Origin of the sequence: Paraburkholderia sp. Tr-20389, assembly GCF_017104565.1 — a bacterium.
GTDB lineage: Bacteria > Pseudomonadota > Gammaproteobacteria > Burkholderiales > Burkholderiaceae > Paraburkholderia.
The window spans coordinates 111,559-126,952 of the sequence record NZ_JAAGPD010000033.1 but is presented as its reverse complement, the minus strand read 5'-3'; the positions used below and the strand labels follow the sequence as shown (position 1 = coordinate 126,952).

Annotated in this window: 16 protein-coding genes; 7 read left to right on the top strand and 9 right to left on the bottom strand. The window is 63.1% G+C overall.

What is annotated here, in order from left to right:
- The 3 genes from G3N95_RS27570 to G3N95_RS27560 all read right to left on the bottom strand — a co-directional run.
- A partial coding sequence (locus G3N95_RS27570) for a hypothetical protein (RefSeq protein ID WP_205973251.1) occupies positions 1-841 on the bottom strand: 841 nt, incomplete at its 3' end.
- Between the two features lie 748 nt (positions 842-1,589).
- Complete coding sequence (locus G3N95_RS27565) at positions 1,590-2,426, bottom strand: alpha/beta hydrolase (RefSeq protein WP_205973250.1); 837 nt, start codon at positions 2,424-2,426, stop codon at positions 1,590-1,592.
- Complete coding sequence (locus G3N95_RS27560; protein WP_205973249.1) at positions 2,423-3,457, bottom strand: M14 family zinc carboxypeptidase; 1,035 nt, start codon at positions 3,455-3,457, stop codon at positions 2,423-2,425. The genes G3N95_RS27565 and G3N95_RS27560 overlap by 4 nt, the downstream gene beginning before the upstream one ends.
- 387 nt (positions 3,458-3,844) lie before the next feature.
- Here G3N95_RS27560 and phnC point away from each other — a divergent pair, with 387 nt between their 5' ends.
- From phnC to phnE, 3 genes are read left to right on the top strand one after another with little or no spacing between them, the layout of a single operon-like run.
- Positions 3,845-4,696 carry a phosphonate ABC transporter ATP-binding protein gene (gene phnC / locus G3N95_RS27555; RefSeq protein ID WP_205973248.1) on the top strand — a complete coding sequence of 284 codons (852 nt, stop codon included), beginning with the start codon at positions 3,845-3,847 and terminating at the stop codon, positions 4,694-4,696.
- 52 nt (positions 4,697-4,748) lie between these two features.
- Entirely contained in the window at positions 4,749-5,717 is a 969-nt protein-coding gene (phnD, locus tag G3N95_RS27550) for a phosphonate ABC transporter substrate-binding protein (RefSeq protein ID WP_205973247.1), read from the top strand.
- The gene (gene phnE, locus G3N95_RS27545) at positions 5,714-6,556 is read left to right on the top strand and encodes a phosphonate ABC transporter, permease protein PhnE (protein WP_205973246.1); all 843 of its coding nucleotides are present in this window, start codon (positions 5,714-5,716) and stop codon (positions 6,554-6,556) included. Before phnD ends, phnE begins: the two co-directional genes overlap by 4 nt.
- 792 nt (positions 6,557-7,348) lie before the next feature.
- On the opposite strand, the gene G3N95_RS27540 is transcribed toward phnE, so the two are convergent.
- The 3 genes from G3N95_RS27540 to G3N95_RS27530 form a co-directional block, all read right to left on the bottom strand.
- Positions 7,349-8,374: a trypsin-like peptidase domain-containing protein gene (locus G3N95_RS27540; RefSeq protein WP_205973245.1), complete on the bottom strand. Its 1,026-nt coding sequence runs from the start codon at positions 8,372-8,374 to the stop codon at positions 7,349-7,351.
- Positions 8,375-8,505: 131 nt separating this feature from the next.
- On the bottom strand, positions 8,506-8,697 hold the full coding sequence (locus G3N95_RS27535; protein ID WP_012402968.1) for a hypothetical protein: 192 nt from the start codon (positions 8,695-8,697) through the stop codon (positions 8,506-8,508).
- A gap of 172 nt (positions 8,698-8,869) precedes the next feature.
- Positions 8,870-9,061 (bottom strand): hypothetical protein, encoded by a 192-nt coding sequence (locus G3N95_RS27530; protein ID WP_205973244.1) that lies wholly within the window; start codon positions 9,059-9,061, stop codon positions 8,870-8,872.
- A gap of 342 nt (positions 9,062-9,403) precedes the next feature.
- On the opposite strand from G3N95_RS27530, the gene G3N95_RS27525 reads away from it, so the two are divergent.
- Together G3N95_RS27525 and G3N95_RS27520 are read left to right on the top strand one after the other, a co-directional pair.
- Entirely contained in the window at positions 9,404-9,688 is a 285-nt protein-coding gene (locus G3N95_RS27525) for a hypothetical protein (protein WP_205973243.1), read from the top strand.
- 72 nt (positions 9,689-9,760) lie between these two features.
- Positions 9,761-9,904 (top strand): hypothetical protein, encoded by a 144-nt coding sequence (locus G3N95_RS27520; protein WP_205973242.1) that lies wholly within the window; start codon positions 9,761-9,763, stop codon positions 9,902-9,904.
- Between the two features lie 150 nt (positions 9,905-10,054).
- Here the strand turns inward: G3N95_RS27520 and G3N95_RS27515 are convergent, their stop codons facing one another.
- The 3 genes from G3N95_RS27515 to G3N95_RS27505 all read right to left on the bottom strand — a co-directional run bounded on the left by G3N95_RS27515 (position 10,055) and on the right by G3N95_RS27505 (position 13,158).
- The gene (locus G3N95_RS27515; RefSeq protein WP_205973241.1) at positions 10,055-11,617 is read right to left on the bottom strand and encodes a SulP family inorganic anion transporter; all 1,563 of its coding nucleotides are present in this window, start codon (positions 11,615-11,617) and stop codon (positions 10,055-10,057) included.
- 93 nt (positions 11,618-11,710) lie between these two features.
- Complete coding sequence (locus G3N95_RS27510) at positions 11,711-12,376, bottom strand: carbonic anhydrase (RefSeq protein ID WP_205973240.1); 666 nt, start codon at positions 12,374-12,376, stop codon at positions 11,711-11,713.
- Positions 12,377-12,780: 404 nt separating this feature from the next.
- Positions 12,781-13,158, bottom strand: coding sequence for a DUF427 domain-containing protein (locus G3N95_RS27505; RefSeq protein ID WP_205973239.1), 378 nt, complete (start codon positions 13,156-13,158; stop codon positions 12,781-12,783).
- 514 nt (positions 13,159-13,672) lie between these two features.
- Here G3N95_RS27505 and G3N95_RS27500 point away from each other — a divergent pair.
- Complete coding sequence (locus G3N95_RS27500; RefSeq protein WP_205973238.1) at positions 13,673-14,248, top strand: DUF3331 domain-containing protein; 576 nt, start codon at positions 13,673-13,675, stop codon at positions 14,246-14,248.
- A 105-nt stretch (positions 14,249-14,353) separates the two neighbouring features.
- Complete coding sequence (locus tag G3N95_RS27495; RefSeq protein WP_205973237.1) at positions 14,354-15,364, top strand: LysR family transcriptional regulator; 1,011 nt, start codon at positions 14,354-14,356, stop codon at positions 15,362-15,364.
- Positions 15,365-15,394: the final 30 nt, after the last annotated feature.

Here is a 15,394-nt window from a genome sequence, read left to right as displayed (position 1 = left end):
TCGACGTGCCAGCAGCAGCCGTGGCCGTCGCCGCGCCTGACGTGGCTGCGCCGCCTGTGGCCGTACCCGTGCCCGAACCGCTCGCCGTGCCGGAACCGGTGTTGCCCGACGCCGTCGCTGCACCGCTCGACGAACTGGCTGAAGAACCCCAGCCACTCGAATGCGAGTGCACGTCGCCGCTGCCGGCGAGACCTGCGCCCGCACCCAGTGCCAGGCCCGCTCCGGCGCCGGTAGCATGGGCGTTGCCGCCTGCCGCTGCCGAGCCTGCTCCAGCGCTGCCGCCCTTGGCGTACGAGTCGCCGCCTACGCCGACGCCCTTGCCACCCGATGCCTTGGAGTTGCCGCCGTCGCCCGCATAGGACCGCGCGTTGCCGCCGTCGCCCGCGTTGGCTCTCGAATTGCCGCCGTCGCCGGCAATGGCCTTGCCGCCGTCGCCGCCGTAGCCGCCGCTGCCGCCGACTGCCAGTGCGCTGCCGCCCTTCGCGCCGATGCCCTTCGCACCGTTGCCGCCACGTCCGCCGTTCGCGTTGCCTTCGTTGTAGGCAGCGTTGCCGATGCCATACACGCTCACGCCCGACACCGAGCCGGACAGACGGCTCGCCGCGACGATCTTGGTGGAGTTGAAGGAATCCTGCGCGACCTTCGCGCCGCCCGTGACTTCGTTGGCGTTGTTACCCGTGGTGCTGGTCTGAGTGGAGGTCGCCTCGTTCGTTGATGTGTTGCTCCCGTTGTAGGCCTTCTGATTGCAGGATGAATCGCTGTCACTGCATGGGTTTGCCATTGCGTAACCGCTGCAGCCCAACGCGATGAGTGCTGCGGACGCCAGTAGAGTTTTGCGCATGGAATCCTCCTGGAGGAGATGGGGGGCGGGCTGGCCGACTTGCACCAATCCGGCACGCCGTGTCGCATAGGCAATGCCATGCATGTAAGGCTTTGAAATATAAAGAAATTTCTTGTTTCCCGTTATGCGGGATGAAAACTTAGGGGTTAATACCTAGGTTTTATGTTGCGCGTTTGAAACGGCGAAACCGGCATTGCACCGGTTTGCGAATATGAGGGGTTTTGAAATCGCTTTCGATTCAAACGATTGCAGAACATTTTTGATAAAAAAGCGGAGCTTTTAAAAACGTTTCTTTTTTGGTGGGCCCGATTCTTGAGTCCCAGGATAATCGGCTCCTCTAGCCCCGCGATTTTTCGAGAAAAACCCTGAGTGGCCTTGCGCACCATGGTTTTGCGCGGAATCGTCGCTGGCGTCGCACGCCGAATTCCTGGCGCAAAAAAACGTATCGTTTACGACGCCGCAAGCCGCATGCAGCCTTCATCCGCATGTTTTTCCGAATCGCCCGGCGGGCAGCGTAATTATTTTACAATTTCAGTAGGCGCCTAATGCGCAGAACCCCTGAAATTAATCACATGATAATGGCGCGCAGCATCAATTTCCCATTAATAATGAGGCTTGTCCATCAGAAATAAAATAGGTCAACGCTTGATAGAAATACCGCCGCGGTTTTATTGCACCGCACTAATGCGATGCATCAAAACACGGCTCCGGAATGCTTTCACCCATGAATGATCTATTTAATTATCGATTATTCATCGGTTGAACCGGATTCTGCGTTTTCGAAGTCCGGATTCTCATCCTGTTGATCGAGCCATGCGCGAATGCGCTCGACGGTCCATGCGGGGTCGTCGTGCGGAAGATCGTGGCCAGCCCACGCGTGGCGCCAGTGCGGCGCACCCCAGGCCGCCGCGAGCGCCGCGGAGCATGCGGGATCGACAAGTCCGTCTTCACGCGTCGAGAGCACGAGCGTCGGGCATGCCGGCCGCTGCCGTTGCGCGCTGAAGCGCGCGGCTGCAAGCAGTTGCCGCAGCGCGTTCGCGCGGCTGACGGGCGCGCTTTCGCGGATGGCCGTCCATGCTTCGACATCGGCGTCGCGGGTCGCGCGGTTGGTGCAGGTCAGACGATGAATCTCGGCCTCTGCAACGCTTGCCTCGTCCCAATGCCACGCGATGTGCGCGAGCCCAGACCATGCCTGTGGACGCAACCGTTCGTCGAAGCGGCTGAACGGCCGCATGCTCGTATTGATCAGCACGAGCCGCGCGATATCGGCGGGATGACGCTGCGCCCAGCACGTCGCGACCATGCCGCCCAGCGACATCGCCAGCACGCAATACGGGGCCGGCGCGCCGCTCGCGCGTGCCGCCGCGCGCACGAAGTCGACCATCCCGGCAACCTGTAGCGGCGCGCGCAGGTTTGCGTGTTCGCCGTTGCCGGGCAGGTCGATGGTCAGCACGCGCGACGGCGCGGCGTTCGCGCGCCCCGCGCCGGGCTTCGTGCCGTCCAGCGCCGCGCGCAACGCATCGGGCAGCGCGCCCCAATGGCGCGCTTCGCGGGTCAGGCCGCGCAACAGGATCCAGGTGCTCATTTTTCGTTGCGCCTGTACCAGAGTTCAGTCGCGCTGGTGAGCAGCTGATCGCGCCGGTTGCCCTGCGGCAGCCAGCGCTCCGACGCATACGCTGCGCGCGTCAGGAAATCGAGCAGGTTCGCATGGCGCCGCAACACGCGCGCGGTACGGTGCGCCTTCACGGGGTTGAACATGCCCTGGCGCGAGAAGATCTGCCGCGGGTTCTTCTTGATCCACAGCCATGAGCCAAGTTCGAGCGTCATCGGCAGAAAGATATTGGGCGGCGGCGTGCGGTCGTAGGCCCAGTCCCACAGATCGCCGTGCAGAAGGTACTGATGGCTCTGCGGCTCGAACATATAGCCGTGATGCGGATGCGCGCGCTCGAACATCGTTTTCAGCGCGTACATCTCCGGCAGATGCGGCATCGCGCGGCGCGTCTTCGCGTAGGGAAACCAGATACTGTCGCTCCAGCCGTATCCCGAATGGCAATCGAGCGCAAACGACAGCGGCCGCGTTGAGAGTTCTTCCGCGACGACTCGCAGCAGCGCCTCCGCCTCCCCTTCCATCGGTGCGCCGCGCCGCCCGCGATACCACGGCAGCCACGAGCCGACACGCTGGCCGCCGGCGAGCAGGGGCACGCGCTCCTCGGCGTCCTGCGGGGCGTTGCGCATCAGATCGACGCCGTTCGGATTCGCGCGTGTCGCCGCCCACATGCCGCCCGGATTGACGATCGGCACGATGTAGATACGAATGGATTCGAGCTGTTGCAGCAGCAGTTCGTCCCATGTGAGCCGGGACAATAGCGAGCGCATGTATTCGAGCACGAGCCGCGAGCCGATCCGTTCGAGCCCGTGGATGCCGCCGAAGAAACCGACAGCGGGAGCGTGGGGGTCGTTCGATCCAATCGACGCGACATACACCTCGAATGTGCGGCCTGCTACCTCGACGTCGGCCACGCTCTTGATATCGAACGAACGCGCGCCCTCGTCGAGCAGCGCCTTCAGATCGTCGTATTCGGCGAAGCTGTCAGGCAACAAACTGAAAGCGCGCATGGTTGTAGTTTCGTTATGGACGGCTGCATCGGGGAGAGCGCCGCCTGCCGCCGCCAATATAGCCGCTTTGTATGACGGACGCCTATCGGCGCGGACCCGTCGTGTGTCTTCGAGATGCCGCAGTTTTTATGCCACGGAATGGCCGATCGCGCGCGTCGAACCCTGGCAGTGCCAACACGCCTTCGTTTCGTTTGACATAGATATGACACACAGCGCGATCGAATACTGCGGCACGCCGCACGCTGCGTGACGAATCAATGAATCGGCGGGCAGCAACGCAAAGATATAGTCGTCTAGATGTTGCGACGCCTTCACTCAACCGTCACAGACGCTTTCTAGAATGTCCCACAACTTCCGGCACGCACCGGAGCCATCGACAGGACACACATGGAAGCAATCCGCATCGAACGTCTGAGCAAGACGTTCGGCAACGGCCGCAAAGCGCTCGACGAAATCGACCTGCGCGTCGAACAAGGCGAAATGGTTGCGCTGATCGGTGCATCGGGCTCGGGCAAGTCGACACTGTTGCGGCATATCGCGGGCTTCACGGTGTCGGATGCGCAGCCTTCGCAGATTTCGATTCTCGGCCGGCCGATCCAGCAGAACGGGCGCATCGTGCGCGAAGTGCGCAGCATTCGCCGCGACATCGGTTTCGTTTTCCAGCAGTTCAATCTCGTGAACCGGCTGACGGTCGAGGCGAACGTGCTGATCGGCGCACTCGCGCGCCTGCCGCTGTGGCGCCGTCTCACCGGCTGCTTTCCGCGCGGCGAGCGCGAACTGTCGATGTCGGCGTTGAACGAAGTCGGCATCGGCGAACATGCGCGCGAACGTGCGTCGAATCTCTCGGGTGGACAGCAGCAGCGCGCCGCGCTCGCACGTGCGCTCGTGCAGCAGGCGCGCATCATTCTCGCCGACGAGCCGATCGCCTCGCTCGACCCCGAATCGTCGCGCCGCGTGATGGAGATGCTGCGCACACTGAACATCGAGCATCGGCTGACGGTGCTGGTGTCGCTGCATCAGGTCGACATCGCGATGCAGTACTGCCGGCGCACGATCGCGATGCGGCGCGGCAAGATCGTCTACGACGGTCCTTCTTCGGCGCTCACGCCCGCGCTGTTGCAAAAGCTCTATGGCGACGATGCGCGCGAGCTGCTCGACGACACGCTGCAGCCCGACAACGCAGCAGGCGCCGCGCCTCGCACGCGCGCGCTGCCGTTCAACGCTGCGCGCTCGGCCTGATTCCCTTTCCGGAAAGAAACGCTGTACCCGACTCACTCACCTGGAACAGAACATGAAATTTCTGCGCTCTCTGCTCGTCGGCGTTGCGGCCGTGTCGGCTTTCGCCAGCTTCGCCGCTCATGCCGAAGACGTGAATCTCGGCATCATCTCGACCGATTCGTCGGCCGTGCTCAAGCAGCGCTGGCAGCCGCTCATCGACGATCTGAACAAGCAGACGGGTCTGAACGTCAAGGCGTTCTTCGCAACCGACTACGCGGGCATCATCGAAGGCATGCGCTTCAACAAGGTGCAGGTTGCGTATCTCGGCAACGCATCGGCGATCGAAGCCGTCGATCGTTCGAATGGCGAAGTATTCGCGAAGACCACGTACGCGAACGGCGACGCCGGCTATTACTCGGTGCTGATCACGAACGCGAACAGCCGCTTCAAGACGCTCGACGATGTCTTCAAGAACAGCAAGGACGTGACGCTCGGCTTCGGCGATCCGAACTCGACGTCGGGCTCGCTGGTTCCCGGCTATTACCTGTTCGCGCAGCACAACGCGCCTGTGCGCACGTCGTTCAAGACGGTGCTGCCGTCGAGCCACGAAGCGAACCTGCTTGCCGTCGTGAACAACAAGGTGGACATCGCGACGAACAACACCGAGATGCTCGACACGTTGAAGAAGCAGCATCCCGACCGTTTCGCGCAGGTGCGCGTGCTGTGGCAATCGCCGCTGATTCCGTCGGACCCGCTGGTGTGGCGCAAGGATCTGCCGGACGCGACCAAGGACAAGTTGCGCAAGTTCTTCTACAACTACGCGAAGACCGATGCGCGCGAGAAGTCGGTGATGGCGAACATCTTCAGCTATAGCGGTTTCTCGCCGTCGTCCGATGCGCAGTTGCAGCCGATTCGCCAGATCAAGCTGTTCGAGCAGAAGCAGAAGATCGAAGCCGATGCGTCGCTGTCGGACGCTGACCGCAAGACGCAGATGGCCGCGATCGACGCGAAGCTGTCCGCACTGAACACGCAAAAGCAATGAACGCAGCCGACCTGAGCGCCGATCGCTCGACGCCTTCGACCGCTCCGCCGCCGCCCTCGCGGAAAGCGACGGCTGCGGCGGCGGGCAAACGCAGCTGGGTTTCGCTGCTTGGCTGGATCGCGTTGATCGCGGTGCTCGGCCTGTCGTGGCAAGCCGCCGACATGCGTCCGCTCGATCTGCTGTCCGATTCGGGCAACATGGGGCAGTTCGCGAAAGACTTCTTTCCGCCGGACTTCACAGAGTGGCGCACGTATCTGCACGAGATGGGTGTGACGCTCGCGGTCGCGGTGTGGGGCACGGCGCTTTCCATTGTGTGCGCGATTCCGTTCGGGCTGCTGTCCGCGAACAACATGGCGCCCGCCTGGGTCGTGCAGCCCGTGCGCCGTCTGATGGACGCGTGCCGCGCGATCAACGAAATGGTGTTCGCGATGCTGTTCATCGTCGCGGTCGGGCTTGGGCCGTTTGCGGGTGTGCTTGCACTGTGGGTGCACACGACGGGTGTGCTTGCCAAGCTTTTTGCCGAAGCCGTCGAGGCTATTGATCCGCGTCCCGCGGAAGGTGTGCGCGCTACGGGCGCGACGAGTCTCGATGAGATTGTTTATGGCGTGCTGCCGCAGGTTATGCCGCTGTGGATCTCGTATGCGTTGTATCGGTTCGAATCGAATGTGCGGTCGGCGATGGTCGTAGGGATGGTGGGCGCCGGGGGCATCGGCGTTGTGCTTTATGAGTCTATTCGCTCATTCAATTATTCGCAGACTGCCGCTGTTATGTTGATGGTTGTTGTGGTTGTTACCGTTATTGATGTGGTGTCTGCTCGGCTTCGCGAGCGGGTGATTTAAGGGTTTTGCCTTCGTGGCGCGGGCTATGCCGGTTTTGGTTTTCGGTTTTGCTTTTCGGTTTTGCTTTTTGCTTTCGCGCTTTTGCTGGCATCCGCGTCTTGCCTTCGTACTTCATGCGTTGCCCCTGTGCGGGGCGGCACCTACTTTTCTTTGCAGCGGCAAAGAAAAGTAGGCAAAAGAAAGCCGCTCACACCGCCAGTGCTAGTGATTGCCTGCGGGCCCCCAACGGGTCCCGCACTCCACACGGCAACACCCGTTTCAACGCGCGTTGCCAGCGCCTTGAATAGCGCATCACCCACTCCAATCACCCGCAGGCAGCCAGCGGCGGCGATTCGTCTGCGCCGTCCAGGTGGCAAACTGTGTGTAGGTTGTCGCATCGTACGCGTTGGCGATCCTACGACACCGATCCCTCTTTTCAGTCCGGAGTGGTGCACCTCCAGCGCGACGGCCTACACATAGTTTGCCACCTGGGCGGCCGCGGACTTTTTGGTAAGGCAGTCCGTGACGCGGGCGTGTGTAGTGGGTGATGCGTGAGGTCAGCACGCTGGCAACGCACGTGAAATAGCACGATGCCGCGCACAGGACGGGGACGTTGAGAGCGCCTGGGCAAACGTCAAGGATTGGCGGGGTTAGCGGCTTTCTTTTGCCTACTTTTCTTTGCCGCTGCAAAGAAAAGTAGGTGCCGCCCCGCACAGGGGCAACGCATGAATCACGAAGGCAAAACGCGGATGCCAGCGCCCGGATGCCAGCAAACATCAACAACACCAAGCCGCAAGCAGTGCAAAAAAAAACCTACACCACCTGCTCAGCAGGCAAAACCAAAACCTCAACCCGCTGCGCGCCGCGCAAAACAGTAACGAGAACTTCACGCTCGATCTTCGACCCATCGAGCGCACGCTGCAAAGCGTCGACACCTTCGACAAAAACCCCATCGACAGCAACAATGGTGTCATCGACCCGCAACCCGCCAACGGCAGCCGGCGACCCCTTGACGATTTCCATCACCCGCACGCCACTCTGCGATTCGAGTCCGAAATACCGCTGCACACGGCGCGGCAGCGCCGTCGTCGTCCCGGCGACGCCGATATAAGCACGCCGCACGCGCCCATGCGCGAAGATCTGCATGATCACCCACTTCGCGGTATCGATGGCCGTCGCGAAGCTGATCGACTGCGCGCCCGGAATGATCGCCGTGTTCACGCCGATCACCTGCCCCGCCGAATTGATCAGCGGCCCGCCGGAATTGCCCGGATTGAGCGCGGCATCCGTCTGGATCACGTCATAGATCATGCGTCCGGAATTCGAACGCAGCGAGCGGCCCAGCGCGGACACCACGCCCGCCGTGACCGTCTGCTCGAGTCCGAGCGGATTGCCGACGGCAATCGCAATCTGGCCGACGCGCAGCTTGCCCGACTCGCCAAGCACAACATGCGGCAACGGCTCCGGCGAGCCAATGCGTAACACGGCAAGATCGCTGTGCGGATCGTCGCCGACCAGATCGGCGTCGAATTTCGTGCCGTCGGCAAGCTGCACGCGAATATGCGTCGCGCCATGCACGACGTGGCTGTTGGTCAAAAGATAACCGTCGGGCGTGAAGAGGAAACCCGAGCCAGTGCCCGCTCGCGCGGAGCGCTCCGGTGCGCCTGGCACGCGGCGCTCGACGGTAATGAAGACGACAGCCGCCCGCACCCGTTCGAGCGCATCGATGACGGTGCGCGAATAGGTGTCGAGGAGTGCGTCGTCGCTGGACGATCCGGGCGAAGCGGCGCTTGGCAGCGCGCCCGACAGATCGTCGATAAAACGGGGACGGCTTCCCATGATCAAGCTCCCGATTAGCGAGAGCCGCACATGTGGGACGGCCGGACTGTTTTCAAGCTGGCCGGCATGCGTGCCGGCCGATGATCACGCAGGCACCCAGGCAGCCGTAGAGAAACGGAGAAAAATGCGCGTCAGATGAGTCTCAGGTTGCGGATCCGGCCGATGCGCGGGGAACGTTCGAGAATCAGCTTCTCGATCACTTCGGGCAAGAGTGCCTTGGGGATGTTCGGCGGCACGTCCGACACCAGTTGCGACGGCACATTCACGATGTAGTCGTCGGGGGCGGTGGCGAGGCTGTGCTCGTAGGTAACGCGGTAGTCCATGCTGGTGTGAAAACGTAGGTGGTGTGGCGAAAACGTCGTGCCAGAACGACGCCGCTGTCGAGCAGACGTCTTCTGTCCCGAGATCGTACCTCAGACGCGCCCCACGAGTGTGCGAAGCCGAACGGCCCGGCATACAAATCCCGACCGAAACGCGCGCGCGCCCACCCATATATCACCGATGCCAGCCGCCGTGCCCCCAGCAACAGCTATAGCCGACGCCGACGCTCACAGACGGCCCCGCGTAGTACCCCGGCGCGTAGCCGTAGGCCGGTGCGTACCCATATCCGTACGGCGGCGCGACGACGCATCCCCCCAGACCGATCGTCGCCAGGGCGACGGCTGCCAGCATCAGAAGTTTTTTCATGATCGTTCTCCCTCTCTACGTAGCATTTGAGCAGACGCTTCAGAAGGTGTTCGTGACCACTTGTGACGGCTGGTTACGGCGCGCTACGCGGCGGACGCGTGCGGTCGCGCCGCCAGCGTGCGCAAGAAAGGGGCCCGCACAACCCAGGGCCTTTACGTGCAGACCGCGCGCTAACAGTTGCTTACTATTCGGCGGTCGTGAAAAAGAGAACGGGCGTCCCCGCCTGGCACAGGCAGATTTCGATGTCGGCGGTATGAATCGGAATTCGGCCTCTGTTCGACAGATTGAAAAAAGACCTCCAGGCGCACACTGCAGTCGTGCAAATGCACTGAGGAGCCTGAAATGTCTTCCCGTCATGACAGAAGCGATCCGTTCGAGCCCAGTGCCCACGAAGCACAGGATTCGAACAGCCAGCGGACCTATCCGGAGGCCGAGCTGATGCGCGGCCTGCAGCTCGCGTCCGACACGGTACTGCGCCTCGCCACCCAGACGCACGCTGCCGTGGCGCGTGGCGATGCGGCGAGCGCGGAAGCGGCGCGCGAATCGCTGGAAAAGCAGCTCGCGCTGACCACCCGGCTGATCGACGAGCTTCTGTTCGATGGTGAAGTCCGTCACACCACCCATTGACCCGCCGCTCACGCGACGGAACAAATTGAACGTAGCAACAGCAACTGCCGCGCCGGCTGACTGGAATTGGAAATGAACGTTTTGACTGTACTTCTCTCGATCTGGGCAATGGTGGCGCTGTGCGCGGTGCTGTTCATCCGCGGTGCGAGCCCCCGCATCGAGCGTCCGTCGAAGGCGAAGCAGGCGCGCCCGTCGCGCTATTCGATCGCCGAGTAATTTCCCGGCGATCCGGCGAGCGCGCCGTCCGGCAGCGGTTCAGCGCCCTCGCCTCCCAGCCGGCTCGCCTGCCGCGAGCCTCGGCTTCTCCGTCAGTCTTCGTCTTCCGATGCGCGCCAGCTCCGCGCGCCATCGCGCCCTTTTTGCACATCAGCCCGTCGTCGCACGCAGCGACGGCAGCAGCGCGCGCCCTTCCTGCGCCGCCGGCTCAGGCCAGCGCAGACGCTCGACGGTAATCTGGCGGCGCGCCGCCTCGCCGACGAACGCGTCGAGCGCATCGCGGATATCCCGGTCGATGAAATCGGCGCGTTCGGCGTCGATCAGCACCGTCGCGCGGTCGGGAATCTGCCCCAGGCAGTGCGTGAGCATCGGCTTCGACAGAAACGTCGCGTCCTTGCGCAGCACCAGCAGATAGTGATCGTCGTGACGCGTCAGCGTGAACGTGCGTGAGAGGTTCGCGCGCATCGCGAGCAGCGCGCTCGTCGCAATGCCGATACCGATGCCGATCAGCAGATCCGTCGCCAGCACGCCGACGATCGTCGCCACGAACGGAACGAAACGGTCGACGCCTTCGCGCGCCATCGCCGCGAACAAGGCCGGCTTCGCGAGCTTGTAGCCCGTGTGGATCAGGATCGCCGCGAGACACGCGAGCGGAATCAGATTCAGCACCGCCGTCAGCGCAAACACGCTCGCCAGCAGCAGCACGCCGTGAATCACCGCCGACATGCGCGTCTGCGCGCCCGCGTGCACGTTCGCCGAGCTGCGCACGATCACGGCCGTCAGCGGCAACCCGCCGAGCACGGCCGCCACCATGTTGCCGACGCCCTGCGCTTTCAGTTCGCGATCCGGCGACGCGCGACGGCGCTTCGGATCGATCTGCTCGACGGCTTCCAGACTCAGCAGCGTTTCCAGACTCGCGACGACGGCCAGCGTCAGCGCCACGCGCCACACGTCGGCATCGACGAGCTGCGTGAAGTCCGGCATCGAGATCGCGCCCGCCAACGCGGCGAACGAATCCAGCGACACCAGCGACACGCGATGCCCGGAAGGCAGCGCAAGCGCGGGCGCGAGCACGTCGAGCGCGAGCGTCGCACCGATGCCGAGCGCGACGGCCGCGAGCGGCCCCGGCAACATGCGCACGAGCGCGTAACGCTTCGCGCGCGGCGTCTCCCACGCGAACAGCATCGCGACCGATACGACGACGAGCACGACCGACACGATCGAGACATCGCCGAACGGCGTCGCCAGCATGCCGGCGTGAGCCACACCGGCATCGGCGCCGCTCTCCAGCCCCACGCCGAGTGGAATCTGCTTGACGATCAGGATGATGCCGATGGACGCCAGCATGCCCTTGATGACGGCGACGGGCACGAAGCTCGCGAGGCGTCCCGCACGCAACAGACCGAAGCCGACCTGCAGCGCGCCCGCGATCAGCACCGCGGCGAGAAACGCGGAGAAGCTGCCGAGCGACGCGATCGCCGATACGACGATCACCACGAGTCCGGCCGCCGGGCCGCTCACACTCAGATGCGAGCCGCTGAGCAGCGCGACGACCAGGCCGCCGACGATGCCGGACACGAGCCCGGCAAACGGCTCGACGCCGGATGCAGTGGCGATGCCGAGACATAGCGGCAGCGCGACGAGAAACACGACGATGCCCGCGAAGACGTCGCTGCGCAGGTTCGATAGACGGGAAACGGGTGGAGTGTGCATGGGTATCCGTAAGGTCGAGTTGAGCCCTGCCGCCCGGCGATGCGCCGGCGGCACTTCGGTCTTCAGTGAAAAAAGGAAACGCCTGAAACGTCGCTAGGCGGCGTCGCAAACGGCGATGGACTCACGCGAATCGGCGTGCGAATCGGCGTGGGTGTCGGCAATTTCGCGCGCTTCGTCCATATCGGTGAGTTGCGTGAGCAGCCCTTCGCGCAGCCCGAAAATCCAGCCGTGCACCTGCGGCGGACGCGGCGCGCGGCGCACGATGGGCGACTCGCGCAGCAGACGCACCTGCTCGATCACGTTGAGTTCCGCAAAGCGATCGACGCGCGCATCGAAATCAGCAATGGCAAGCAGTTCGTCGCGATGACGTTCGGCGAGATCGCGCAAGCCGGCAATGCGGCGGTTCACGACAGGCAGCGCATCCGAAGGCGGCGACAGCGCGGCGCGCACACCGCCGCAGTGATGATGTCCGCAGATCACGACATGCTCGACCTTCAGCGCATGCACCGCGTACTCGATCACGCTCGACGCGTTGCCGTCGTCGGATGTGTAGAGGTTCGCGATGTTGCGATGGACGAACAGCTCGCCCGGTTGCGCATTGGTGATGCGCTCGGCGGGCACGCGGCTATCGGAGCAACCGATCCACAGAATGCGCGGCTGCTGCCCGCGCGCCAGGTCCGTGAAGAACTCGGGCTCGCGCGCCGAGACTTCCTGCGACCACGCTAGATTGGACAGCAATAGGCGTTTTGGATGATTCATCGATCGTGCTCCCTGCCGGGTTCTGAAGTGAACGGAGTCTGTCCATCGCGGACAAACGCGATGGTGTTTACGAAAAGCTTACGGCAAGAAGGTTCCGAAAAAAATAGACAAAATTCATTTGATGCCGGCTGCATCCGATGCCCGGAAAGCGTGCATACATGCGGCTCTCCGCGCATTTATGTCATTTGCGTGATCGGCTGCACCGCGATGAAGCGGCGAGTTCAGGCGGGGCGTATGAGGAGATCGATGCTTGTCACGCGTGTCATCTTTGAGCGCGTGCCTGGAACACGCGCTGGGTCACGCTTGACAGTGTCGTCAACGACGCGAATCGGACGATGCGTCGTTGTTCAAAGGAAGAAATTGGAACGGATGGATTGCATGCACGCGATCCATCCTTCTTTGATTTACTGCGCGCTGACTGCGATGGCGTCCACGCGATCACGGTAGAACGCGACGTGTTCCTTGATCGATGCAACGGCATCGTAAGGGCTTTCGTAGCTCCACACCGCATTGATGGAACGCTCGCCGCCGGCAGGGATGCTGTAGTAGCTGCATTCGCCTTTATACGGGCAATAGGTCGAATGATCGGTACGTTCGAGCAGCGACATGTCCACGTCCTTGCGCGGAATGTAAAGCACTTCCGGGTAAGACGCTTCATGGAAAGACAGCGCGTCGGTGCTGTCGGCGATCGTGCGTCCGGCAACGGACACGACGACGCGCGACCCGCTCTTCGCAATCGTGATCGGATGTTCGGGACCGGGAATCTTCACTGTCTTGTGCATGACATCGTGTCCTTGCGATGGAAACAGGTTGTGGCCGGGCGGCAAAGTACCGTCCGAGTATGGACGCGCGCCTTGCGATGTCAAGGCAAGACCCTGTGCCGCGTAACGCCTATAGGGCTGCCATCTGCGCCGTGCATGTGCATATGCATCGCCGCAAACCCTGACCCAGCAAGCGATTGGCCGCCACCGCACGTTTCCGGCGCCCGATTGTTTGAATTAGATAAATTGAGTGTTCATTTAGCTGGCATTTATCTGCCCCTGGCAAGCCGATAGGATGCAGGCCATGCGACCGGTCGTTCGTGCCGGTTGCGAAAGCCAATAGTCACGCTGCGATACAGCGTGAAGCCGCTCCCATCGTTCGCTGTCATGGCGCAACGACGCGCGGCGCATGCGTTTTCGCCCGCACGCAAGCGGCCGCGATGTGCGGCAGCAGGCGTTCATCACAAGCAGGCCGTAAGGTTCTGCGCAGCCGGATGATTCGCTTCGACGGGCCATGCTTTAACGAGGAGTCGACGTGAGCAGGATTGGAACTGCAACTGGCACAACGGCTGAACCCCGGCCTCGCGCCCACGCAAACCGGCGCGCGAGCGGCGAGCCGGAACTGCGCCGCAAGGAAACGCTGTACGCTGACGTCCGGTCCGACCATGCGGGGGGCGTTGCGTCCGCTCCGCCCGCACTGCGCGATCCGTGGGCCGCGACCATTTCGCGGCTGGGCAAGGCCCCCGCACAGGACATCAAGCTCGGACCTTCCGACAAATGCGACCAGGGCGCATGTGCCGCACGCGCCGCGCGCCGCACGGCAACGGCCGAACGCACCCAGGCCGCGAGCGAATATAGCGGCGCGGTGATCACCTTCGTCGAACGCTTCGGAGCAAAGTCGATTTCGATCACGTGGCGCGATTCGACGGCAGGCCGCTATACCGAGCAACTGTGGGTGCGCCGCATCGCGCGTTCGCGCGGCGTGTGCGCGCTGACGGGCGCGGAGATCGTGCGCGGCGACGCCGTGTACGGACCGTTCAGTCGACCGTCGAGCCGTCCGCGCAACATGTCGCAGATGATTCTCGCCGAGTTGCTCGACGACCTCGAATGATCGTTCCCACGCGATCGCGCTACACTTCGGACGCGCACGCCTAGCGTGCGCCGCGCCGCCCTCGGCATCGCGTCTGGGCGGCGCGTTTCGTTCCGGAGACCTCTCATGGCTTCGCAAGCCGATGCCGCGCGCACCGCGCCCCTCACGCTGCACTCCGCATCGTCGGCCACCGTCGACGGCACGTCGAGCACGAGCGCGATGGACCGCTTCGGCTCGATCAACGTATTCGTGCGTGCCGCCGAAACCCGCAGCTTCGCGGAAGCGGGCCGCCAGCTAGGCATTTCCGCTTCCGCCGTCGGCAAGGCTGTCTCGCGGCTGGAAACGCGGCTCGGCGCGCGGCTCTTTCATCGCAGCACTCGCAGCATCACGCTCACGCCCGAAGGCGCGCTGTTTCTCACGCGCTGTCAGCGCATCGTCGAAGAAATCGAGGCGGCCGAAAACGAACTCGCGCTCGCGCATGCGGCGCCGCGCGGCAAGCTGCGCGTGAGCATGCCGATGGTCGCGACGCTCGTGATGCCCGTGGTCGGCGAGTTCATGAAGGCGTATCCGCAGATCACGCTGGACATCGACTTCAGCGACCGGATCGTCGATGTGATCGAAGAAGGCTTCGACGTGGTGATGCGCACGGGCGACGTGAACGACTCGCAACTGATCACGCGCATCATGGGCACGTATGTGCATCTGATCGTGGCATCGCCTGCGTATCTCGCGAAGCATCCGCCCCTCACGGCACCCGAAGCACTCGTTCATCACGCATGTCTTCAGCATCGCTTTCCGACCACGGGCAAGCTGCGCCGCTGGCCGCTCGAACGCGACGGCGAATCGCTCGATATCGACTTGCCTTCGACCGCCATCGCAACGGCCGTCGAGCCGCTGATCGCGATGGCCGAACAGGATCTCGGCCTCGCCTGCGTGCCGGACTTCACCGTGCGCACACAGATCGCGAACGGCACGCTCGTCCCCGTTCTGCGCGAATACTCCGGCGCTTTGAGCGTATTTCGCGCGCTATGGCCTTCAGGCGGAAAACTGACGCCGAAGATGCGGGCCTTCGTCGACTTCATGAGTCTGCATCTCTTTCCCGCCGATACCGCCAGCAAACACGCGCAAGGCGACTGACTGACGACAACGTACAATGTGTGCGCGTCG

Coding starts and splice junctions, on each gene's coding strand:
- G3N95_RS27565 (WP_205973250.1), bottom strand. CDS start 2,426: ATGAGCACCTGGATCCTGTTGCGCGGCCTGACCCGCGAAGCGCGCCAT.
- G3N95_RS27560 (WP_205973249.1), bottom strand. CDS start 3,457: ATGCGCGCTTTCAGTTTGTTGCCTGACAGCTTCGCCGAATACGACGAT.
- phnC (WP_205973248.1), top strand. CDS start 3,845: ATGGAAGCAATCCGCATCGAACGTCTGAGCAAGACGTTCGGCAACGGC.
- phnD (WP_205973247.1), top strand. CDS start 4,749: ATGAAATTTCTGCGCTCTCTGCTCGTCGGCGTTGCGGCCGTGTCGGCT.
- phnE (WP_205973246.1), top strand. CDS start 5,714: ATGAACGCAGCCGACCTGAGCGCCGATCGCTCGACGCCTTCGACCGCT.
- G3N95_RS27540 (WP_205973245.1), bottom strand. CDS start 8,374: ATGGGAAGCCGTCCCCGTTTTATCGACGATCTGTCGGGCGCGCTGCCA.
- G3N95_RS27535 (WP_012402968.1), bottom strand. CDS start 8,697: ATGGACTACCGCGTTACCTACGAGCACAGCCTCGCCACCGCCCCCGAC.
- G3N95_RS27530 (WP_205973244.1), bottom strand. CDS start 9,061: ATGAAAAAACTTCTGATGCTGGCAGCCGTCGCCCTGGCGACGATCGGT.
- G3N95_RS27525 (WP_205973243.1), top strand. CDS start 9,404: ATGTCTTCCCGTCATGACAGAAGCGATCCGTTCGAGCCCAGTGCCCAC.
- G3N95_RS27520 (WP_205973242.1), top strand. CDS start 9,761: ATGAACGTTTTGACTGTACTTCTCTCGATCTGGGCAATGGTGGCGCTG.
- G3N95_RS27515 (WP_205973241.1), bottom strand. CDS start 11,617: ATGCACACTCCACCCGTTTCCCGTCTATCGAACCTGCGCAGCGACGTC.
- G3N95_RS27510 (WP_205973240.1), bottom strand. CDS start 12,376: ATGAATCATCCAAAACGCCTATTGCTGTCCAATCTAGCGTGGTCGCAG.
- G3N95_RS27505 (WP_205973239.1), bottom strand. CDS start 13,158: ATGCACAAGACAGTGAAGATTCCCGGTCCCGAACATCCGATCACGATT.
- G3N95_RS27495 (WP_205973237.1), top strand. CDS start 14,354: ATGGCTTCGCAAGCCGATGCCGCGCGCACCGCGCCCCTCACGCTGCAC.